Genomic DNA, 23,118 nt, shown 5'->3' on the forward strand with positions numbered 1-23,118 from the left:
GAGCAAAAATGACTTTTCAATTTGATTCAATGGCTGATTTTTTTGCGATGGGAGGATATAGTTTTTATGTTTGGTTTTCCTATGGCATTACATTTTTAGTGTGTATTTTTCTTGTATGGCAAAGTAAACGAGAAATTAAACAAACGTTGAGATTAGTAAAAAAAGAGCTAAAGCGTGAAGCTTTAAAATAGTAAAAATTATAGGTACAAGCGGTAAGATAGGTTAAAATCTTACCGTTTTTTTATGTGAATGTGTGAGATGCCTCACAGTTTTCATTTTTACTCATACTAATAAAAATTAATTTTGTTATATTGGGTGAAATTTTAATATTGGGAGGGAGTATGGATCATTATCATACAAATCGCAGAACAGTGATAAACAGTACAATCTTCATTGCTGATATCATTTTATTTTTTGGATTATTGGCATTTCTGCCGTTTGATGCACAAGCTAATAAAGGCTTGGCACTATTAGCATTTGTTGCGGTGCTTTGGCTTACAGAGGCACTCCATGTAACTATTACTGCATTATTAGTTCCTATTCTAGCAATCGCTTTAGGCATCGTAACTTCTAAAGAAGCATTAGTGAATTTTGCTGATCCAACGATCTTTCTATTTTTTGGTGGCTTTGCTTTGGCTGCAGCACTGCATATTCAGAAACTGGATCAAATGATTGCTAATAATATTATGCGTTTAGCCAGAGGTAAGCTGTCTCTTGCTGTTGTTTATTTATTATGTGTAACAGCTTTTCTTTCTATGTGGATTAGTAATACAGCAACAGCAGCAATGATGTTACCGCTTGCAATGGGAATTTTGAGTAAATTAGATAGAGAAAAAGAGCATAATACTTATGTTTTTGTACTATTAGGTATTGCATATAGTGCGAGTATTGGCGGTATGGGGACAGTTGTTGGTAGCCCACCGAATAATATTGTGGCATCTAATTTGAATTTAACCTTTGCTGATTGGTTAGGTTATGGCTTGCCAGTAATGATAATTTTAATGCCACTTATGATTGGCGTACTATACGTTGTATTTAAGCCAAATTTAAATCGCACGTTTAAATTTGATTTCGATAAAATTGAGATGAGCCGTAGCCGTGTTATTACGCTTGTTATTTTTGTGGCGATTGCCTTGAGTTGGATTTTCAGTAAACAGCTTAACCCATTGATTTCAAACTTGTTAGGGATTAAAAAAATTACGAGTTTTGATAGTGTAATTGCTTTAGTTGCAGCCGCATTATTATGTATTGCTCGTGTCGTTAGTTGGGAAGAAATCCAAAAAAATACTGAATGGGGCGTGTTAATGCTATTTGGCGGTGGTTTAACGCTAAGCACCGTGTTAGGAAAAACGGGAGCAAGCAAAGTAATGGCAGATGGTATTGTCTTTTTAATTCAAGGCGGTCATTTTTACCTAATTGCATTAATTGTTGCAACTTTCATTATTTTCTTAACAGAATTTACCTCAAATACAGCAAGTGCCGCATTATTAGTACCTATTTTTATCTCGATTGCTCAGGCACTTAATATGCCACCAGTCGGTTTAGCTTTAATTATTGGTTTAGGCGCTTCCTGTGCATTTATGTTGCCAGTAGCAACACCTCCAAATGCGATTGTGTTTGGTACAGGTGAAGTTAAACAGCGTGAAATGGTTAGAGCAGGAATTTGGCTAAACTTACTTTGTATTTTTGTAATTGCTACTTATGGCTACCTTTTCTGGTTATAATTTTAATGCTGTAATATTTAGGAATAATCAGACCGCTTGTAGGCGGTCTGATTTTTTATTTATCTAGCCAATTTTATAACTGGGATCAATGAGATAGTTAATAATTTAATTTACGTTCGCCCAAATGAATAGGAAGCTGATATAATCACGCCGTTTTATTTTTATGTCAAAGAGGAATTTTTATTATGTCCGTAAAAAAAATGGCAGATCTTGACCTTGCAGGTAAACGTCTTTTTATTCGTGCAGATTTGAATGTACCAGTAAAAGATGGGAAAGTTACATCTGATGCTCGTATTCGAGCTACTATTCCTACCTTGAAATTGGCGTTACAAAAAGGGGCAAAAGTAATGGTAACTTCCCATTTAGGTCGTCCAACAGAAGGCGTATTTGAGGAGACAAATTCATTACAACCCGTGGTGGATTATTTAAATGAAGCCTTAGATGTTCCAGTACGTTTAGTTCGTGATTATTTAGATGGCGTTGAGGTGAATGATAATGAAATTGTTGTTCTTGAAAATGTCCGTATTAATAAAGGCGAAAAGAAAAATGATCCTGAACTAGCAAAAAAATATGCTGCATTATGTGATATTTTTGTGATGGACGCATTTGGAACAGCTCATCGTGCAGAAGGTTCCACTTATGGTGTTGCTGAATATGCTCCTATTGCGTGTGCAGGACCATTATTAGCCGCAGAATTAGAGGCATTAGGTAAAGCATTAAAAGAACCACAACGCCCAATGTTGGCAATTGTTGGTGGTTCAAAAGTATCGACTAAATTAACTGTTTTAGATTCTCTTTCAAAAATTGCAGATCAACTTATTGTTGGTGGTGGAATTGCAAATACTTTCATTGCTGCTGAAGGAAATAATGTAGGTAATTCCCTTTACGAAGCCGATTTGATTCCTGAAGCTCAACGTTTATCAAAAGAAACTAATATTCCTGTTCCTGTTGATGTGCGTGTTGGCACTGAATTTTCTGAAACTGCTGTAGCAACTGAAAAAGCAGTCAATGCAGTAGTTGATGGTGAATCTATTTTCGATATCGGTGATAAATCTGCAGAACAACTTGCTGAAATTATTCGCAACGCAAAAACTATTCTTTGGAATGGGCCTGTTGGCGTATTTGAATTTCCAAATTTCCGTAAAGGAACAGAAATTGTTGCTAATGCAATCGCAGATGCGACAGCTAATGGTGCATTTTCTATTGCAGGCGGCGGTGATACTCTTGCAGCAATTGATTTATTTGGAATTGCAGATAAAATTTCATATATTTCGACTGGTGGCGGTGCATTTTTAGAATTTGTAGAGGGTAAAGTGTTACCTGCAGTTGAAATTCTTGAAAAACGAGCAAATAGCTAACTAGAGACATATTCTTAAACAAATAAAAGGAAACGTGAAATGGCCAAATTATTAGATGTTGTTAAACCCGGCGTGGTTACAGGTGATGATGTACAAAAAGTATTTGCTTATGCAAAAGAGCATAATTTTGCAATTCCTGCTGTAAACTGTGTTGGATCTGATTCTGTGAACGCAGTGTTAGAAACGGCTGCTCGTATGCAAGCTCCAGTTATTGTACAGTTTTCAAATGGCGGTGCACAATTTTATGCAGGTAAAGGGTTAAAGCCAACAAGTGGCGCTCGTACCGATGTATTAGGAGCAATTGCTGGTGCAAAACACGTTCATGAATTAGCAAAAGAGTACGGTATTCCTGTTATTCTTCATACAGACCATGCGGCGAAAAAATTACTTCCTTGGATTGATGGCTTATTAGATGCAGGTGAAAAACATTTCGCAGAAACAGGTAAACCGCTTTTTTCTTCACATATGATTGACCTTTCAGAAGAGCCAATCGAAGAGAATATGGATATTTGTAAAAAATATCTTGAGCGAATGAGTAAAATAGGTATGACGCTTGAGATTGAAATTGGCATTACGGGTGGTGAAGAAGATGGTGTAGATAACAGTGATGTCGATGAATCACGTTTATATACTCAACCAGAAGACGTACTTTATGTTTACGATCAGTTAAGCCCGATTAGCCCACGTTTTACTATTGCGGCAGCGTTTGGTAATGTTCACGGTGTGTATAAACCGGGTAATGTTAAATTGAAGCCATCAATTTTAGGTGATTCACAGGTATTTGTATCTAAAGAGCGTAATTTATCAAATAATGCGTTAGATTTTGTATTCCACGGCGGATCGGGGTCAAGTCGTGAAGAAATTCGTGAAGCAATTAGTTATGGTGCAATCAAAATGAATATTGATACCGATACACAATGGGCTTCTTGGGATGGAATTTTGAAATTCTACAAAGAAAATCACGAATATTTACAAGGACAATTAGGTAACCCAACAGGACCTGATGCACCTAATAAAAAATATTATGACCCACGTGTTTGGTTACGTAAAATGGAAGAATCAATGTCTAGCCGTTTAGCGCAATCTTTTGAAGATTTGAACTGTGTGAACGTGCTTTAATTGCAAAACTTTCTTTAGATCAAACCGCTTGTTACAATGCAAGCGGTTTTTCTTTAGGTAAAAAAATAATGGTATTACTTGACGTTCAACAGCTTTGCAAACGTTTTATTGACCGTACTAGCTTATTTAATAAGCAAGATTTCTATGCAGTCAAAGATGTTTCCTTTCAGCTCAATCATCAGCAAACGTTAGCTATTATTGGGGCAAATGGTGCAGGGAAATCAACTTTAGCAAAAATGCTTGTAGGAATTACTGAGCCAACATCAGGCAACATATTTTTTAAGGAAAAGAGATTGCAATACGGTGATTACAGTTTTCGTGCTAAAAAAATTAGAATGGTTTTCCAAGATCCGAATGATGCATTTGATCCGAATTATAATATCGGTCAAATACTTGATTCGCCCTTAAAATTAGCAACAATATTTTCAGAGGAAAATCGTAATGAGAGAATTTTTAAAACATTAAAATTAGTAGGAATGTATCCTGAAAATGCATTAATTCCAATTCAAGATGCTTCAAGTAGCCAAAAACAACGAGTAGCCTTAGCAAGGGCATTGATTTTAAATCCAGACATCATTATTTTTGATGATAATTTAAGCACTTTAGATTTCTCATTACAAAGCCAGCTGACTAATTTATTGCTTACATTACAGCAACGTCTTGGTTTAGCCTATATTTACGTTGGGCAAAACTTAGGGTTGATTAAACATCTTGCAGATAAATTGATGGTAATAGATAAGGGGGAAATTGTTGAATATGGAAATACTAAAGAAGTATTACTTAGTCCGCAAAGCCCGATCACAACTCGACTTATCGAAAGCTATTTTGGGCATAAATTAACAGAAAGCGCTTGGGAAAATAAATAAACAAGATTTTAAAGACAAGCCTTTTTAATATATTACGGCTTTATGGAGAATAGCTAATTCAAAAAATTTTGAGTTATTTCAAATTTCTTTTAAAAATAGTCCTGATAGGATATTCAGAATACATTACACTACTTATACTAATTTTTTATAGTATAAAGAGGTTACTATGCAACTCATTGATGTGATTAAACAACGGAAAACGATAAAATTATTTGATAAAAATGTGAAAATTTCTCGAGATGAATTATCAGAAATATTAACGTTAGCACAACTTTCCCCTTCTAAAGCAAATGTTCAGCCATGGCGATTTGTTGTCATTGATGATGAAGAGAAAAAACAAACATTATTGGGGGATGTAGCATTTAATATCCAGCCTTGTGAAAGTGCTTCGGCACTTATTTTAGTACTAGCAGATTTACGTTATGATAAATTACTCGGATCTATATTAGATCAGTCGATTGCTCAAGGCTGTTTGGCATCACAATTTAGGGATAAACAGCATGAATTTCTACTTAATTTCTACAATGGATTAAGTCAAAGTCAGCTTCGTGATCAAGTATTGATTGATACAAGTCTTTCGGCAATGCAGCTAATGTTAGTAGCAAAAGAGAAAGGGTATGATACGCATGCAATTGGAATTTTTGACCGAGAAGAAGTCCTAGAAAAATTAGCGGTAGACAGTGAACGTTATGTGCCTGTAATGTTAATTGCAATAGGGAAAGCAGCGACGTCATTTATTCCTAGCGTACGGCTTCCTTTAGAGTATACTGTTTCTTGGAATAGTGGTCCTAATAAATAATTAGGGCAGTTCTAGATAACTAGTTTAAGCCCCCCTTAACTAATTGTTTTTTAAAATGAAAATTTGAGATTTTTAGTTAATATTTAAACGCCATTCACATTCCTTCAAATACAGCTCAAAGCGAGCTTTGAGGATGCTGTCAAACTTTTGTAAATGGCGTTTGGTTTGATTCTAAAATTCCTAGTATTCTTAATGTAGTTTTACTTTTCTGTAAAATGAATACTGTGATTGGTACAAAAATGGTTAAATTTACTTATATCAAGCACATCATAGTTTTGGTAAAAATCAGTGTAAACAGTGCTGTCAGGTTTAAATTGTTACCGCATTATCGGTAAGAATATCTGAGAATTTAGTTCTGTAACGACATACATTTAGTCATTACGTTTTAAAAGCTTGAATACGACAGCTTTACTCTCTTGTACCATGACAACATGTACCTTTACAAGTAGTTCTGCAATAGTTCTATCTACTTCCTTCAAGTATTTTTAAATTTCGGCTATTTTAATAAATAAGAAATCGCAAATAATGGAAATAATATGTGTCGGTCATTTTATTTATGTGAGCCAACTCAGCAGTTGTTTGAGTAATGATACTTGTCACGAATAGCTCAATGAGTTTGTGCGACTTTTTCTCAGCTAGGTCTCTTAGCCTCAATGAGGTTTTTAGTCGTTATCAAGGACAGTCTTACAATTAATTTAATTTCTCTATTATTTCACACAGATGTAATGTAAATAGTTGCTTTGTATATTAAGGTATTATTGATTTGTCCAGATTCTTTTTAATATATTCAATTTATTAAATTATATGGATATAGCTTGGTATTTTAGTAATTAAGTGTACTTTTCAGATTAAAATGTGAAGACGTTCACAAATATCACTTATTTTTAACATTTTATTTTCAAATTTGTTGTTTTTTAATACGTATGTTGTTAATTTGTTTTACAAATTTAGATGGTAATCCAATGAGGACAATATGAAAAAATTTACTCGAACTGATAATTCTCGTGAAATTGCTGCACCTACAGGCACAGAATTACATTGTAAAAGTTGGCTCACTGAAGCCCCCTTTAGAATGATCCAGAATAATCTTCACCCTGATGTTGCAGAGAACCCAAAAAGCCTTGTCGTTTATGGCGGTATTGGGAGAGCTGCAAGAAATTGGGAATGCTATGATAAAATTTTAGAGAGCCTTAAGCAGTTAGAAGATAATCAAACTCTTATTATACAATCAGGTAAGCCTGTAGGTGTTTTTCAAACACATGAAGATGCCCCGAGAGTATTGATTGCAAATTCTAATCTTGTTCCACGTTGGGCTACTTGGGAACATTTTAATAAGTTAGATCAGAAAGATCTTTTCATGTATGGTCAAATGACAGCTGGTAGTTGGATTTATATTGGTACGCAAGGAATTGTGCAAGGTACTTATGAAACTTTTGCAGAAGCTGGAAGGCAGCATTATCAAGGTAGCTGGAAAGGGCGCTGGATTTTAACTGCTGGCTTAGGGGGAATGGGAGGAGCTCAACCTCTAGCTGCAACTTTTGCAGGTGCAGTATCACTGAATATTGAATGTCAGCAGTCTAGTATTGATTTCCGTTTGCGTACAGGATATGTTGATAAACAGGCAAATGACCTTGAACATGCTTATCAGTTGATTAAGGAACATACTGCAAAAGGGGAAGCCGTTTCTATAGCTCTTTTAGGCAATGCCGCAGAAATCTTGCCAGAAATAGTTAAGCGTGCAAAGCTTGGTGAAATTAAACCTGATTTTGTTACAGATCAAACATCTGCACACGATCTTGTCTATGGTTATTTACCGATTGGTTGGACAGTTGAACAATGGAAAGTTGCACAAAATGATCCAGATAGGCACGCACAATTACAAGCAGATGCGGCACGTTCTTGTGCTATCCATGTTCAAGCAATATTAGATTTACAAGCAATGGGTGTACCTGCTACAGATTATGGCAATAATATTCGTCAAGTTGCATTTGATGAAGGGATAAAGAATGCCTTTAATTTTCCTGGTTTTGTACCTGCCTATATTCGTCCATTGTTCTGTCAAGGGAAAGGCCCATTTCGTTGGGTAGCGTTATCAGGTGATCCTGAAGATATTTATAAAACAGATAAAAAAATAAAAGAGCTTTTTCCAGAGAACACACACGTACATAATTGGCTAGATATGGCTAGAGAGCGTATCCATTTTCAAGGATTACCTGCCCGTATTTGCTGGCTTGGATTGGGTGAACGAGACAAAGCTGGCTTAGCATTTAATGAAATGGTTAAAAATGGTGAATTGAAAGCACCTATTGTTATAGGACGAGATCATTTGGATACTGGCTCTGTAGCTAGCCCAAATCGTGAAACGGAAAGTATGAAGGATGGAACGGATGCAGTATCGGACTGGGCATTATTAAATGGTATGCTTAATGTTGCAGGCGGCGCAACTTGGGTATCTTTACATCACGGTGGTGGTGTTGGTATGGGATATTCACAGCATTCAGGAATGGTTATTGTTGCAGATGGTACTGATGCAGCAGCGAAACGTTTAGCTCGAGTCTTAGTTAATGACTGCGGTAGTGGAGTTATGCGTCATGCTGATGCTGGTTATGAATTAGCCATCGAAACGGCAAAACAGTATGGATTAGATCTTCCAATGATTAAATAAATCTATTTTACTATGGCATAAACGAATATTTTTATGCCATTCCCTCCTTCTGTCAAAATTTCAAGTTAACCATTCAAGATAAGGAGTGAATTATGAATATAAATTATTCAAATTCAGCATTGCCAGCTCAAAAATCCCGTTTAGTCGCTTTAATTCAAATGATCTTTTTTAGTGCGATTGGAATTGTGATGTTCTTTATTCCATTTCAATTATTTGGGAAAAGCACCATTTTATTCGATCATATTGCTAGCTATTTAGTTCGTGAGCAGCGCTTAATTTCACTTATTTTGCTTACGTTACTTCTGTTTTATGGAACGCTTAAACCTTTTATTACAGGAAACTGGAAAAAAAATATAACGAATAAGATATTAAGCTTTTTTAAGATAATAGGACTTATTATTGCTATTTTATATCTAACTGATATGGTTCCTACAGTATTAAGTAGCAAGGATATGTTGCCTTTTCTCTTTGAAAAATTAGCTCTTCCTGTAGGAATGATTGTTCCAATTGGTGCTTTGATCTTAGCTTTTCTTATTGGATTTGGTTTGTTAGAAATGGTGGGAGTTTTAATGCAACCTATTATGCGTCCAATTTGGCGTACACCTGGTACTTCAGCCATTGATGCAGTTGCATCTTTTGTTGGTAGTTATTCAGTTGCATTATTAATTACTAATAGAGTCTATTTGCAGGGACAGTATTCAGCAAGAGAAGCTGTTATTATCGCGACAGGCTTTTCTACTGTTTCTACAGCTTTTATGGTTATTATTGCTAAAACACTCAATATAATGCCTTTTTGGATGCTTTATTTTTGGTCGGCAATGATCGTAACTTTCTTAGTTACTGCGATTACAGCAAGGCTGCCTCCAATTAGTCGGATAGATAATAATAATAGTTTGTTTGAGCCAGATTTAGCATTAAGAGAGCGTTTTAAAATAGCTTTTGAAACAGGTATTAGCACGGCTCAATCTTCTGGTAGTCTTTGGAGAATTTTATGGCTGAATTTACGAGACGGTATTGAAATGGCCGCAGCGATTGTGCCTTCTATTTTAGCAATTGGGCTATTTGGATTAGTACTTGCGAAGTATACGCCTGTTTTTGATTTATTAGGGCTTATTTTGTATCCATTTACTTGGTTAGTAGGACTAGCTGAACCATTGGTCGCTGCGAAAGGGATTTCATCAGGATTAGCCGAAATGTTTCTCCCATCGCTAATCCTTGCAGACATGGATATTCTAACTCGTTTTGTTGTTGCAATTGTATCAGTGAGCAGTATTATCTTCTTCTCTGCAATGATTCCTTGTTTACTAGCGACTCAAATCCCCTTATCTATTCCTAAAATGTTAATTATTTGGTTTCAACGTACATCATTAAGTATTGTATTTGCCGGTTTAATTGGACAACTGGCATTGTTTTTAGATTGGCTTAAATAAGGATAATATTATGTCTAGTATTCATATTGATCATAAACAGGGTATTTATACAGGGAGAAAGGAACTTTATGAAAATGAATTAGCTTGCTATTGGTACCAATATTTTCCTAATTTTAGTAACCAAAAAATTGCTTTGTTAGGTTTTGCTTCCGATCAAGGTGTTAATCGTAATCAAGGGCGTATTGGTGCAAAATACGCACCTCAAATTATTAAATCCGCATTGGCTAAATTACCAATTAGTTTGAGATTACAAAAATTATATTCAGGCAAATTAGACACATTGATTGGAGATGCTGGTGAAATTATTTGTTTAGATAATGACCATATTGTGTCAGGTTTGTTAGAAGATGCACAACATAGGTATTCTGAAAAAGTGGCAAGTCTTATTAAGCAAGAAAAGTTTGTAATCGGTTTAGGTGGAGGGCATGAAATTGCTTGGGGGAGTTTTTTAGGGTTATATCAGGGGTTAACTGTTTTTAAAAAGCATGAACAGCGAATAGGGATTATTAATATTGATGCCCATTTAGATTTACGCCAAAGCCCTGATGCTACTTCTGGTACTCCTTTTAGGCAAATTGCAGAGTACTTGGGGGCAAGATTACAATCTTTTAACTATTTTTGTATTGGAATTAGTCAATTTTCTAACACAGCTGCTTTATTTGAACGAGCAGGAAAATTAGGAGTAAATATAATTAGTGATGATGATTGTTGTCGTTTAGAATGGAGTAAGATAGAAACGCAAATTTTATCTTTTATCGAACCGCTTGATAGCCTTTATTTAACTATAGATCTGGACTGTTTGCAATCAGGAATAATGCCAGCAGTAAGCGCAGTGGCAGCTAAAGGGTTATCTTTAGATTTTGTGGAACGTTGCATTTTAACTATTATTAAAACAGGGAAAGTTCGATTAATTGACATTGCAGAATATAATCCACATTATGATATTGATGGGAAAGGTGAGAAAGTTGTTGCAAGAATGCTTGCAGGAATAATAGAACAGCAATTACAACAATTTATGTAATGGAGAATAATTTAATGTACGTAGATAGTCTAATTATCAATGCTAATCTTGCAACAATGAATGAAGATTTTGGTTTTCGCCTTTATTGCAATAAATCAAATCCTTACGGTCAAGTTATAAATGGTGCATTAGCTATTAAAAATGGGAAAATTGTTTGGCTTGGTACAATGCAAGAGAGTACTCATATCAAGGCTAATGATATAGTTGATGCTCAAAATAAATGGATAACACCTGCTTTGATTGATTGCCATACTCATTTAGTATATGCAGGAAATCGTAGTAATGAATTTGAATCCCGTTTAATGGGGATTAGTTATGAAGATATTGCCCAGAAAGGGGGAGGCATTCTTTCTACTGTTAATGCTACAAGACAATCAACGTTTGATGAATTATATAAGCTTAGTGAAAAGCGTTTGAAAAATTTAATCACACAAGGTGTAGCAACGGTTGAAATCAAATCAGGCTATGGCTTAAATTTAGAAACTGAACGGAAAATGTTACAAGTAGCTAGAAAATTAGGTAAAGAATATAATATTACTGTAAAAACAACGTATTTAGCTGCACATTCAACACCTGAAGAGTATAAAGAACATAATGATGAATATATTGAAAATGTATGTGAATGGCTTAATATCTTACATCAAGAGGGTTTGGTCGATGCAGTTGATGCATTTTGTGAAAAAATTGCATTTAATACACAACAAGTTAGAAAATTGTTCATGAGGGCTAAAGGATTAGGATTACCTGTAAAATTGCATGCTGAACAGTTATCTGATTTGAATGGCGGTAGCTTAGTTGCAGAATTTCATGGATTATCTGCTGACCATATTGAATATTTAAGCCAAGAAAGTATCAAAAAAATGGCAAAGTCAAATACCGTTGGAGTTTTGCTACCAACAGCTTTCTATGTTTTACGTGAAAGACAAGAGCCACCAATTGAATCAATGCGTCAAGCAGGAATTAAAATGGCGGTATCTACTGATTGTAATCCAGGTACGTCTCCTTCGACTTCAATTTTATTAGCAATGAATATGGCATGCACGTTATTTAGATTGACACCTGAAGAGGCTCTAGCTGGAACAACTTATAATGCGGCTTATGCTTTGGGATTAGAATATTCTCAAGGTAAATTAGCAGTAGGTTATGATGCTAATTTATGTATATGGAATATTGATCGTCCAGCAGATTTAAGCTATTTAATTGGACAAAATCCTCTTGAATATTTTTATATTGGAGGAAGGAAAGTATTGTTTAATTAACAGTTTAATGCCCTCTTATAGATGTAGACACTCAATAATAATTTGAGCATTGTAGCTATGAAATGCACAGTAGTTTTCTACAACCCTACCATTTATTTTTAAGGAAACAAAATGACAAAACATTATGATTATATTGCGATTGGAGGCGGAAGTGGTGGAATAGCTTCGGTTAATAGAGCTGCAAGTTATGGAAAAAAATGTGCCATTATTGAAGCAAAATCTTTGGGTGGTACGTGTGTAAATGTTGGGTGTGTACCTAAAAAGGTAATGTGGTATGGTGCACAAGTTGCTGAAACGATTCACCATTATGCGGCAGATTATGGCTTTAAATTATCGGTTGAAAAATTTGATTTTTCAACCTTATTCGCAAATCGTCAAGCATATATTTCTCGAATCCATCAATCATACGATAAAGTATTAGCAAAAAATAATGTCGACGTAATTCATGGTTTTGCAAAATTTGTTAATAAAAATACGATTGAAGTCAATGGTGAGCAGATTACCGCAGACCATATTTTAATTGCAACAGGAGCATACCCTCGTCGTTCAAGTATTAAGGGACAGGAATATGGTATAGATTCAGATGGAGTTTTTGAGCTAACAGAGCTTCCTAAGCGTATTGCCATCGTTGGTGCTGGTTATATTGCAGTCGAGCTGGCGGGAGTAATGAATGCTTTAGGCGTTGAAACGCACTTATTTGTTCGCCAGCACGCCCCTCTCCGTAACTTTGATCCTTTAGTTGTTGAAACGTTATCAGAGATTATGCAACAAGATGGTATTCATCTGCACTCTTATGCAGTACCTCAAGAACTCATTAAAAATTTTGATAATTCTTTAACGCTTGTATTAGAGAGCGGTGAACAACATTGTGTAGATGAATTAGTTTGGGCAATCGGTCGCTCTCCAGCAACTCAGCATATTGGTTTAGAAACAGTAGGTGTAGAAATTAATCATAATGGGTTTATTAAAGTCGATAAATATCAAAATACCAGTGTTGAAGGCATTTATGCCGTGGGTGATATTATTGAAGGAGGCATAGAGTTAACACCTGTTGCTGTTGCGGCAGGACGCCGTTTATCTGAGCGCTTATTCAATAATAAGCTGAATGAACATCTAGATTACAACCTTGTTCCTACGGTTGTATTCAGTCATCCACCTATTGGAACAATTGGATTAAGTGAGCCTGCAGCAATCGAAAAATTTGGGGCTGATAATGTACGCACATATCAGTCATCATTTACATCAATGTATAGTGCTGTTACTCAACATCGTCAGCCTTGCCGAATGAAATTAATTTGTGTCGGCGAAGAAGAAAAAGTTGTTGGGCTACACGGTATTGGTTTTGGTGTTGATGAGATGATTCAAGGCTTTGCCGTAGCCATTAAAATGGGGGCAACGAAAGCGGATTTTGATAATACGGTTGCAATTCACCCTACAGGTTCTGAAGAGTTTGTAACAATGCGATAAAGCTGTTAAATAAAATCCAAGCGGTGAGATCCGCTTGGATTTTTGTTATTCAATGCCCGCGATTTTATGGGTTTGAATACTTAATTGCCAACGAGGTTTGCTTTGTCGCTGATTGAGTATGCCTAATTGAGTAATCGTGTCTAACATATTCATTTCTCCTGATATTTCACAGGGGGAGAGATAGTAGCGATCCGCTTTTATGGCATTTTCAATCTGTTCGCAAAAATCAAGCACGTCACCATCAACAACAATCCTCACTTCGTGAGCAAAAGGCAGATGATGTTTTAGATAATTTTTTTGATAAATCCGTTTGGGGCTAGTTGCAATATAATCAATTTGTTTAGGGACAGGTTTTAGGCCATTGGTTTCTACCGCAATGAAGTAGCCTTCAGCTTTTAAAACATCAAGTAATTTTTCTATCTGTGGTTGAATAGTCGGTTCTCCCCCTGTAATAATGACATTTTTAGCCGAAAACGAGTGGACGGCTTGCATAATCTCAGCAAGGGTTTTTATTTCAAATTGATTATAATTTGTATCACACCAAGGACAGGCTAAATTACATTTTCCAAAGCGGATAAAAATACTTGGCATTCCTGTATTAAAGCCTTCTCCTTGGAGAGTTTCAAAGATTTCAACGATCCGATATTCCGTATTAGCAAAATTATTGATTAAATTAACCGCTTGCATTGTTGCTATACTCACAATAAGAGGTTGGCGTTTCCCATAAACGGACTAGGCTGACAGGAAGTCCCTGTTCCTTTAGAGCATCAAAAATATATTTTGCCATCTGTTCAGCTGTAGTGCGAGTGGATAGTCCAAAAGTTTTAGAATTTAGGCTATTAAGCAAGTTCGCCACTTGGCATTCTCTTTCGCTGGTTATATCGTAAATAAAAGCGTGATCAAATTTCTCAATAATATGCGTTTTTACAGTAGTTTTTAGATCGCTATAATCCATTACCATACCACTTTTTGCTCCGTTTTGATGGAGCTTGCCTGTAATTTCGACTTGTAATGTATAGGTATGACCGTGTAAATTTTTACATTTACCATCGTGTCCATCTAACATATGTGCCATATCAAAACTAAACTCTTTAGCAATTTTAAACATGGTTACGCTCCGCAAGGTATTCATTTAAGCCTTTTTCTCGTAAAATACAACTTGGGCAAGTATGACAGCCCCCTTCTATGCCTAAATAGCAAGTGTGTGTATATTCACGAATATAATCAAAAGCCCCCAGTTGATCGGCAAGTTGCCACGTTTCTTTTTTAGTTAGATACATTAATGGCGTACGAATATTGAAGTTGTAATCCATTGCTAAATTTAGCGTAACATTCATTGATTTAATGAATATATCACGGCAGTCAGGATACCCGCTAAAATCTGTTTCACATACGCCAGTAAAAATGGTTTTAATGCCTTGGCTTTTTGCATAGATAGCGGTGTAAAGTAAAAATAGGGCATTACGACCATCAACAAAAGTATTTGGGGTTTCGCCGTTTTGTTTAATTTCTGCATTATTATCCATTAAAGCATTGGCTGTAATTGCTTTAATTACAGAAGTATCAATGATTGTCTGTTTAACACCTAAATCTTTGGCGATCCATGCAGCTTTTTCTAATTCAATCGCATGGCGTTGTCCATATTGAAAGGTTACAACTTCCACATTTTCTACACCAAATTCTTGAATAGCTAAAAATAAGCAGGTAGTAGAGTCTTGTCCGCCAGAAAAAATTACAGCGGCTTTCGGTTGATTTGTCATTTTAGATCCTTAGTTTTTTTGAGTGGGAGGTTTTCGAACCACAGTTAATATGAAATAAGCAAGCAGTGAGATTGACAAAATTTATGCGAATCTTACCGCTTGAGTTAGTATTATAATGGTTTTCCAATCTTTAGAGAAAATTTTTCATTTTCAGAGAGACGTAATAAATAGTTATTCCTTTTATTTCTAGAATGAAACAGCTTTATCGTTTTGATTATAGGGAAATCGGATTTTTATGAGCTAGGGCATTCAGCTGAGAGATTGAACAAGAAAGGTGTTCAAGGTAGTAAATTGCTGTTCATTTGTTAGCATAAATCATGATCTTAATAAGATGAGAAAGTGATATGTTTAAGCAAATTATTAAATTAAAAATATCTTAGAAATAGTATATTTTGTATATATTTTGGTCTTTTGATGTAATTTTCAAATATTTTTGCAAAAAGTACTTGCGTGCGTTTTAGAAATACCTATAATACGCACCACACAACGACGCGCTGTTGTGAATTAATAAGATTGATTTGATAGTGCGTCGTTGTTTTGTTCTTTAATAATATATCAGACAATTTGTGTGGGCACTTGTTGATGTTAATTTGTAGTTATAAGTATATAAAGACAAGACTTAATGAGTGCTAACTTGAAAATTCATAAAGAAGTAATAGAGTCAGTATTGATTGAGCGAAAAGATTAAATTGAAGAGTTTGATCATGGCTCAGATTGAACGCTGGCGGCAGGCTTAACACATGCAAGTCGAACGGTAACGGGTAAGTACTTGTACTTATGCTGACGAGTGGCGGACGGGTGAGTAATGCTTGGGAATCTGGCTTATGGAGGGGGATAACTACGGGAAACTGTAGCTAATACCGCGTATAATCGAGAGATGAAAGGGTGGGACCTTCGGGCCACCTGCCATGAGATGAGCCCAAGTGGGATTAGGTAGTAGGTGAGGTAAGGGCTCACCTAGCCGACGATCTCTAGCTGGTCTGAGAGGATGACCAGCCACACTGGAACTGAGACACGGTCCAGACTCCTACGGGAGGCAGCAGTGGGGAATATTGCACAATGGGGGGAACCCTGATGCAGCCATGCCGCGTGAATGAAGAAGGCCTTCGGGTTGTAAAGTTCTTTCGGTGATGAGGAAAGCTTGGGTGTTAATAGCACTTGGGTATGACGTTAGTTACAGAAGAAGCACCGGCTAACTCCGTGCCAGCAGCCGCGGTAATACGGAGGGTGCGAGCGTTAATCGGAATGACTGGGCGTAAAGGGCACGCAGGCGGTGACTTAAGTGAGATGTGAAAGCCCTGGGCTTAACCTAGGAATAGCATTTCATACTGGGTCGCTAGAGTATTTTAGGGAGGGGTAGAATTCCACGTGTAGCGGTGAAATGCGTAGAGATGTGGAGGAATACCGAAGGCGAAGGCAGCCCCTTGGGAATATACTGACGCTCATGTGCGAAAGCGTGGGGAGCAAACAGGATTAGATACCCTGGTAGTCCACGCTGTAAACGATGTCGATTTGGGGATTGGGCTTTGAGTTTGGTCCCCGAAGCTAACGCGATAAATCGACCGCCTGGGGAGTACGGCCGCAAGGCTAAAACTCAAATGAATTGACGGGGGCCCGCACAAGCGGTGGAGCATGTGGTTTAATTCGATGCAACGCGAAGAACCTTACCTACTCTTGACATCCAGAGAATCCTGTAGAGATACGGGAGTGCCTTCGGGAGCTCTGAGACAGGTGCTGCATGGCTGTCGTCAGCTCGTGTTGTGAAATGTTGGGTTAAGTCCCGCAACGAGCGCAACCCTTATCCTTTGTTGCCAGCGGGTTATGCCGGGAACTCAAAGGAGACTGCCAGTGATAAACTGGAGGAAGGTGGGGATGACGTCAAGTCATCATGGCCCTTACGAGTAGGGCTACACACGTGCTACAATGGCGTATACAGAGGGAAGCAAGATGGCGACATGGAGCGAATCTCACAAAGTACGTCTAAGTTCGGATTGGAGTCTGCAACTCGACTCCATGAAGTCGGAATCGCTAGTAATCGCAAATCAGAATGTTGCGGTGAATACGTTCCCGGGCCTTGTACACACCGCCCGTCACACCATGGGAGTGGGTTGTACCAGAAGTAGATAGCTTAACCTTCGGGAGGGCGTTTACCACGGTATGATTCATGACTGGGGTGAAGTCGTAACAAGGTAACCGTAGGGGAACCTGCGGTTGGATCACCTCCTTACCAACGACGAATTGCGTTAATAAGCGCTCACACAAATTGTCTGATGAATGTTATGGAAAGCATCTTTAAATGTTGTCCCCATCGTCTAGAGGCCTAGGACATCGCCCTTTCACGGCGGTAACCGGGGTTCGAATCCCCGTGGGGACGCCATTTAAAGATGTTTTCTCGAGAGAGAATATATTTTGTTCTTTAAAAATTTAGAAACAAGCTGAAAATTGAGATTTTTTCAAGCGGTGTTGAGTAATCTACTTAATATATTATTAAGAGTTTTCTCATCACGCCAAAAAGTCTGAGTAAAGAAAAGCCTTGTGTGAACAAAAGCACACAAGCAAATAACCAGTTGTTTACCGATATCAACACAAATCCAAAATATTTGAGGTTGTATGGTTAAGTGACTAAGCGTACACGGTGGATGCCTAGGCAATCAGAGGCGAAGAAGGACGTGCTAATCTGCGAAAAGCTTGGATGAGTCGATAAGAGGCGTTTAATCCAAGATATCCGAATGGGGAAACCCAGTAGATGAAGAATCTACTATCCTTAGCTGAATACATAGGCTAAGGAAGCAAACCGGGAGAACTGAAACATCTAAGTACCCCGAGGAAAAGAAATCAACCGAGATTCTGTCAGTAGCGGCGAGCGAACGCGGAAGAGCCAGTAAGTTTTAGCAATAAATTAAGAGGAATCGTCTGGGAAGTCGAGCCATAGCGGGTGATAGCCCCGTACTTAAATAGTTTTTTGTGGAACTAAGCTTACAATAAGTAGGGCGGGACACGTGATATCCTGTTTGAAGATGGGGGGACCATCCTCCAAGGCTAAATACTCCTGATTGACCGATAGTGAACCAGTACCGTGAGGGAAAGGCGAAAAGAACCCCAGTGAGGGGAGTGAAATAGAACCTGAAACCGTGTACGTACAAGCAGTGGGAGCGGAGCAATCTGTGACTGCGTACCTTTTGTATAATGGGTCAGCGACTTATATTTTGTAGCAAGGTTAACCGAATAGGGGAGCCGTAGGGAAACCGAGTCTTAACTGGGCGATGTAGTTGCAAGGTATAGACCCGAAACCCGGTGATCTAGCCATGGGCAGGTTGAAGGTTGGGTAACACTAACTGGAGGACCGAACCGACTAATGTTGAAAAATTAGCGGATGACTTGTGGCTGGGGGTGAAAGGCCAATCAAACCGGGAGATAGCTGGTTCTCCCCGAAATCTATTTAGGTAGAGCCTTATGTGAATACCTTCGGGGGTAGAGCACTGTTTCGGCTAGGGGGCCATCCCGGCTTACCAACCCGATGCAAACTGCGAATACCGAAGAGTAATGCATAGGAGACACACGGCGGGTGCTAACGTTCGTCGTGAAGAGGGAAACAACCCAGACCGCCAGCTAAGGTCCCAAAGTACTAGTTAAGTGGGAAACGAAGTGGGAAGGCTTAGACAGCTAGGATGTTGGCTTAGAAGCAGCCACCATTTAAAGAAAGCGTAATAGCTCACTAGTCGAGTCGGCCTGCGCGGAAGATGTAACGGGGCTAAAACTAGTCACCGAAGCTGCGGCATCAGACGAAAGTCTGTTGGGTAGGGGAGCGTTGTGTAAGCGGATGAAGGTGAATCGAGAGGTTTGCTGGACGTATCACAAGTGCGAATGCTGACATAAGTAACGATAAAACGAGTGAAAAACTCGTTCGCCGGAAGACCAAGGGTTCCTGTCCAACGTTAATCGGGGCAGGGTGAGTCGGCCCCTAAGGCGAGGCTGAAAAGCGTAGTCGATGGGAAACGGGTTAATATTCCCGTACTTGGATAAACTGCGATGTGGGGACGGAGAAGGTTAGGTTAGCAGACTGTTGGATGTCTGTTTAAGGCGGTAGGTGGAGAGATTAGGCAAATCCGGTCTCTCTTAACACTGAGAACTGATGACGAGTGTCTACGGACACGAAGTAACTGATACCACGCTTCCAGGAAAAGCCACTAAGCTTCAGGTTTATCTAAACCGTACTGAAAACCGACACAGGTGGTCAGGTAGAGAATACTCAGGCGCTTGAGAGAACTCGGGTGAAGGAACTAGGCAAAATAGCACCGTAACTTCGGGAGAAGGTGCGCTTATGGTAATTGTAGTCCCTTGCGGACGAAGGTGAAGTAAGTCGAAGATACCAGCTGGCTGCAACTGTTTATTAAAAACACAGCACTCTGCAAACACGAAAGTGGACGTATAGGGTGTGATGCCTGCCCGGTGCTGGAAGGTTAATTGATGGTGTTATCGAAAGAGAAGCTCCTGATCGAAGCCCCAGTAAACGGCGGCCGTAACTATAACGGTCCTAAGGTAGCGAAATTCCTTGTCGGGTAAGTTCCGACCTGCACGAATGGCATAATGATGGCCAGGCTGTCTCCACCCGAGACTCAGTGAAATTGAAATCGCCGTGAAGATGCGGTGTACCCGCGGCTAGACGGAAAGACCCCGTGAACCTTTACTATAGCTTGACACTGAACATTGAATTTTGATGTGTAGGATAGGTGGGAGCCTTTGAAGCAGTGACGCTAGTCATTGTGGAGGCGTCCTTGAAATACCACCCTTTAACGTTTGATGTTCTAACGAAGATTACGAAACGTGGTCTCGGACAGTGTCTGGTGGGTAGTTTGACTGGGGCGGTCTCCTCCCAAAGAGTAACGGAGGAGCACGAAGGTTTGCTAATGACGGTCGGACATCGTCAGGTTAGTGCAATGGTAGAAGCAAGCTTAACTGCGAGACAGACAAGTCGAGCAGGTGCGAAAGCAGGTCATAGTGATCCGGTGGTTCTGAATGGAAGGGCCATCGCTCAACGGATAAAAGGTACTCCGGGGATAACAGGCTGATACCGCCCAAGAGTTCATATCGACGGCGGTGTTTGGCACCTCGATGTCGGCTCATCACATCCTGGGGCTGAAGTAGGTCCCAAGGGTATGGCTGTTCGCCATTTAAAGTGGTACGCGAGCTGGGTTTAGAACGTCGTGAGACAGTTCGGTCCCTATCTGCCGTGGGCGTTGGAGAATTGATTGGGGCTGCTCCTAGTACGAGAGGACCGGAGTGGACGCATCACTGGTGTTCCAGTTGTCTCGCCAGAGGCATTGCTGGGTAGCTAAATGCGGAAGAGATAAGTGCTGAAAGCATATAAGCACGAAACTTGCCAAGAGATGAGTTCTCCCAGTCTATAAGACTGTAAGGGTTGTTGGAGACTACGACGTAGATAGGTGGGGTGTGTAAGTGTAGTGATACATTGAGCTAACCCATACTAATTGCCCGAGAGGCTTAACCATACAACCTCAAGTGTTTTGGAGTTGATGTAGGGTAAAGATTGGTTATAGAAGATAACGAAAGATGAATGAAGAAAGGTTCAGACAGCTTGTTTTTAGAGAAATAAAGAAGAGACTATGCGTTACATCGAGTAATAGTAGAATAAGTAACGTGATAGAAAAAAGAATAGATAGATGGAAAGAATTTTCCTGATGGCCAGAGTGCTGTGGTCCCACCTGACTCCATACCGAACTCAGAAGTGAAACGCAGTAATGCCGATGGTAGTGTGGGGATTCCCCATGTGAGAGTAGGGCACCATCAGGGTTTTATAGATAACCCCAAGGTTGAGAGACCTTGGGGTTTTTGCTATGGGGAAATAATTAAAGTAATAATAGGCGTGTTTTATAAGCAATATCAAAACAAAAAGTCTGAAGAAAAAGAACAGACTTTTACAAAACAAATCAACTTGCTTTAATAAATAACCTCTTCACAAATAAAGTAATAATTATGAATTGCCCGCTGAATTGAAGGGATAAAATTCTTAAATCCTATCGCATTTATGTTACGACTAACACTAATTTATCTAGATTATAGGGCAACTTGGGGAAAGAATTTTTCACTGATTGAGATAAACTCAGATAACGTGATTGTTTTAAACGGAACATTTAATCCTCTTGCTTTTATATCGTTTTCAAGTACAAAAACATTAGAAATATTGGCAAAAAGATTGGGGAATTTAACCGCTTGTAGCACACCGTTTTGCCATAGGACTAACGCATCATTATCGGTAATTTGATGAAGTAATTGAGTGAGCTCATTAGGGGTATAATTGGCTTGTGAAAGGTATATATTTCAATATATTAGGCTAAAGTATTATAAATAGCATACTTTAGCCTATATTTATGGAGTGGGATAATATTTTATTTTTGTAATATTACTTGTTCTGCAAGAGTTCGAGCAAGTTTATCAATATGAATTACATCTTGTATTTCGGTAATTTGAATGGGGGCAATATTTTCAATTACACTGCGATTTACTTCAATAATATCGGTAAACGTAATATGATTATTTAGGAAGGCTTCTACTGAAATTTCATTTGCTGCATTCATCGCTGTTGTTGCATATTGTCCTTCAGCAAAAGCATCAATAGCAAGCTTAAGATTAGGGTAGCGTTTAAAATCAGGTTCAATAAAGGTTAGTTCTTTTAGTTGAAAGAAATCAAGGGGGGCAACGCCTGAAGTTATTCGTTCTGGGTATGCCATTGTGTGTGCAATAGGTGTTCGCATATCTGGATTTCCCATTTGAGCAATAACACTGCCATCTATGTAGCGTACCATTGAGTGTATAATAGATTGAGGGTGAATAATAATTTCCATTTCATCGGCAGTGGCATTAAAAAGCCAGCGAGCTTCAATATACTCTAAGCCTTTATTCATCATAGTTGCAGAATCAACAGAAATTTTTCTTCCCATTGACCAGTTTGGATGAGAAATGGCTTGCGAAGGCGTAATAGTTGAAAATTCAGATAATGGTTTCTCTCTAAATGGTCCTCCTGAACCTGTTAAAATAATTTTATTTACACCTAATCTAGAAAGTGGGCAGGATCCTATTTTTTCTTGTGCTTCAAGGGGAAGTGATTGAAAAATAGCATTATGTTCGCTATCAACTGGAAGTAATTTTGCACCAGATTTTCGTGCTTCATCAATAAATAGCTGCCCACAAGTTACAAGTGATTCTTTATTAGCAAGCAGAACTTTTTTTCCTGCTTTAATGGCTGAAAGCGTTGGTAATAAGCCAGCCGCTCCAACAATGGCTGCCATTACTATATCAACATCAGAGTGTGCAGAAAGCTCACAAATAGCTTGTTGCCCACTTAATACTTCTGTTTTTAAATGTAATGCGGTTAAATTTTGTTTTAATATATCAGCTGATTTTTGATCGGCAAGGGCAACAAATTGGGGATGAAAGCGTTGGCATTGTTCGGTTATCAGGGCAATGTTTTTGTTACCAACTAATGCAAAAACTTGATATTTTTCAGGATTTTGTTCAATCACTGAAAGCGTGCTAGTTCCAATAGAGCCTGTTGAGCCTAAAATTACAATTTTTTTCATCTTATATTTCCAATGAGTAAGCGGTAAGTTTTGCAAAAGTTTTACAGTAAAG

The 23,118-nt window shown here is 38.3% G+C and carries 16 protein-coding genes, 1 tRNA gene, 3 rRNA genes, 1 pseudogene and 1 riboswitch; of the genes and pseudogenes, 15 read left to right on the forward strand and 6 right to left on the reverse strand.

Annotated features, from left to right (window positions below):
* Positions 1-8: 8 nt before the first annotated feature.
* The 6 genes from ccmD to A6B43_RS06650 all read left to right on the forward strand — a co-directional run bounded on the left by ccmD (position 9) and on the right by A6B43_RS06650 (position 5,866).
* Entirely contained in the window at positions 9-191 is a 183-nt protein-coding gene (gene ccmD, locus A6B43_RS06625) for a heme exporter protein CcmD (protein ID WP_124211056.1), read from the forward strand.
* Between the two features lie 150 nt (positions 192-341).
* Positions 342-1,724, forward strand: coding sequence for a DASS family sodium-coupled anion symporter (locus tag A6B43_RS06630; protein ID WP_124211055.1), 1,383 nt, complete (start codon positions 342-344; stop codon positions 1,722-1,724).
* A 185-nt stretch (positions 1,725-1,909) separates the two neighbouring features.
* Positions 1,910-3,082: a phosphoglycerate kinase gene (locus A6B43_RS06635; RefSeq protein ID WP_124211054.1), complete on the forward strand. Its 1,173-nt coding sequence runs from the start codon at positions 1,910-1,912 to the stop codon at positions 3,080-3,082.
* A 39-nt stretch (positions 3,083-3,121) separates the two neighbouring features.
* A complete protein-coding gene (fbaA, locus tag A6B43_RS06640; RefSeq protein WP_124211053.1) occupies positions 3,122-4,201 on the forward strand; it encodes a class II fructose-bisphosphate aldolase in 1,080 nt (359 codons plus the stop codon).
* 68 nt (positions 4,202-4,269) lie between these two features.
* Positions 4,270-5,067 carry a peptide ABC transporter ATP-binding protein gene (locus A6B43_RS06645; protein WP_124211052.1) on the forward strand — a complete coding sequence of 266 codons (798 nt, stop codon included), beginning with the start codon at positions 4,270-4,272 and terminating at the stop codon, positions 5,065-5,067.
* 166 nt (positions 5,068-5,233) lie between these two features.
* On the forward strand, positions 5,234-5,866 hold the full coding sequence (locus A6B43_RS06650; RefSeq protein ID WP_124211051.1) for a nitroreductase family protein: 633 nt from the start codon (positions 5,234-5,236) through the stop codon (positions 5,864-5,866).
* Between the two features lie 19 nt (positions 5,867-5,885).
* Here A6B43_RS06650 and A6B43_RS06655 read toward each other — a convergent pair.
* A pseudogene (locus A6B43_RS06655) lies at positions 5,886-6,520 on the reverse strand (transposase).
* Positions 6,521-6,839: 319 nt separating this feature from the next.
* Between A6B43_RS06655 and hutU the strand changes: the two are divergent.
* The 5 genes from hutU to gorA all read left to right on the forward strand — a co-directional run bounded on the left by hutU (position 6,840) and on the right by gorA (position 13,708).
* The gene (gene hutU / locus A6B43_RS06660; RefSeq protein WP_124211050.1) at positions 6,840-8,531 is read left to right on the forward strand and encodes a urocanate hydratase; all 1,692 of its coding nucleotides are present in this window, start codon (positions 6,840-6,842) and stop codon (positions 8,529-8,531) included.
* Between the two features lie 92 nt (positions 8,532-8,623).
* A complete protein-coding gene (locus A6B43_RS06665; RefSeq protein WP_124211049.1) occupies positions 8,624-9,961 on the forward strand; it encodes a YjiH family protein in 1,338 nt (445 codons plus the stop codon).
* A gap of 10 nt (positions 9,962-9,971) precedes the next feature.
* On the forward strand, positions 9,972-10,982 hold the full coding sequence (gene hutG / locus A6B43_RS06670) for a formimidoylglutamase (protein ID WP_124211048.1): 1,011 nt from the start codon (positions 9,972-9,974) through the stop codon (positions 10,980-10,982).
* Positions 10,983-10,996: 14 nt separating this feature from the next.
* Complete coding sequence (gene hutI, locus A6B43_RS06675; RefSeq protein WP_211329684.1) at positions 10,997-12,241, forward strand: imidazolonepropionase; 1,245 nt, start codon at positions 10,997-10,999, stop codon at positions 12,239-12,241.
* Positions 12,242-12,352: 111 nt separating this feature from the next.
* Positions 12,353-13,708 (forward strand): glutathione-disulfide reductase, encoded by a 1,356-nt coding sequence (gene gorA / locus A6B43_RS06680; RefSeq protein WP_124211046.1) that lies wholly within the window; start codon positions 12,353-12,355, stop codon positions 13,706-13,708.
* 45 nt (positions 13,709-13,753) lie between these two features.
* Here the strand turns inward: gorA and A6B43_RS06685 are convergent, their stop codons facing one another.
* Genes A6B43_RS06685 through queC form a run of 3 tightly spaced genes read right to left on the reverse strand, consistent with a single transcriptional unit; the run spans position 13,754 to position 15,468 of the window.
* Positions 13,754-14,395 carry a 7-carboxy-7-deazaguanine synthase QueE gene (locus tag A6B43_RS06685; protein ID WP_124211270.1) on the reverse strand — a complete coding sequence of 214 codons (642 nt, stop codon included), beginning with the start codon at positions 14,393-14,395 and terminating at the stop codon, positions 13,754-13,756.
* On the reverse strand, positions 14,382-14,816 hold the full coding sequence (gene queD / locus A6B43_RS06690; RefSeq protein ID WP_124211045.1) for a 6-carboxytetrahydropterin synthase QueD: 435 nt from the start codon (positions 14,814-14,816) through the stop codon (positions 14,382-14,384). Before queD ends, A6B43_RS06685 begins: the two co-directional genes overlap by 14 nt.
* Positions 14,809-15,468 (reverse strand): 7-cyano-7-deazaguanine synthase QueC, encoded by a 660-nt coding sequence (gene queC / locus A6B43_RS06695; RefSeq protein ID WP_124211044.1) that lies wholly within the window; start codon positions 15,466-15,468, stop codon positions 14,809-14,811. Before queC ends, queD begins: the two co-directional genes overlap by 8 nt.
* A gap of 3 nt (positions 15,469-15,471) precedes the next feature.
* Positions 15,472-15,516, reverse strand: a riboswitch (PreQ1 riboswitch).
* Between the two features lie 638 nt (positions 15,517-16,154).
* On the opposite strand from queC, the gene A6B43_RS06700 reads away from it, so the two are divergent.
* From A6B43_RS06700 to rrf, 4 genes are all read left to right on the forward strand, one after another.
* Positions 16,155-17,695, forward strand: a 16S ribosomal RNA gene (locus tag A6B43_RS06700).
* 74 nt (positions 17,696-17,769) lie between these two features.
* Positions 17,770-17,845, forward strand: a tRNA-Glu gene (locus A6B43_RS06705).
* A gap of 235 nt (positions 17,846-18,080) precedes the next feature.
* Positions 18,081-20,978, forward strand: a 23S ribosomal RNA gene (locus tag A6B43_RS06710).
* A gap of 185 nt (positions 20,979-21,163) precedes the next feature.
* Positions 21,164-21,279, forward strand: a 5S ribosomal RNA gene (gene rrf, locus A6B43_RS06715).
* Together the 16S, 23S and 5S rRNA genes with 1 tRNA gene alongside form the textbook arrangement of a ribosomal RNA operon.
* Before the next feature lie 264 nt (positions 21,280-21,543).
* On the opposite strand, the gene A6B43_RS06720 is transcribed toward rrf, so the two are convergent.
* Both A6B43_RS06720 and ispC read right to left on the reverse strand, forming a co-directional pair.
* On the reverse strand, positions 21,544-21,804 hold the full coding sequence (locus tag A6B43_RS06720; protein WP_176672543.1) for a DsrH/TusB family sulfur relay protein: 261 nt from the start codon (positions 21,802-21,804) through the stop codon (positions 21,544-21,546).
* Positions 21,805-21,875: 71 nt separating this feature from the next.
* Positions 21,876-23,066 (reverse strand): 1-deoxy-D-xylulose-5-phosphate reductoisomerase, encoded by a 1,191-nt coding sequence (gene ispC, locus A6B43_RS06725; protein ID WP_124210215.1) that lies wholly within the window; start codon positions 23,064-23,066, stop codon positions 21,876-21,878.
* Positions 23,067-23,118 lie beyond the last annotated feature (52 nt).

It is taken from the genome of Vespertiliibacter pulmonis, from assembly GCF_013377275.1.
GTDB lineage: Bacteria > Pseudomonadota > Gammaproteobacteria > Enterobacterales > Pasteurellaceae > Vespertiliibacter > Vespertiliibacter pulmonis.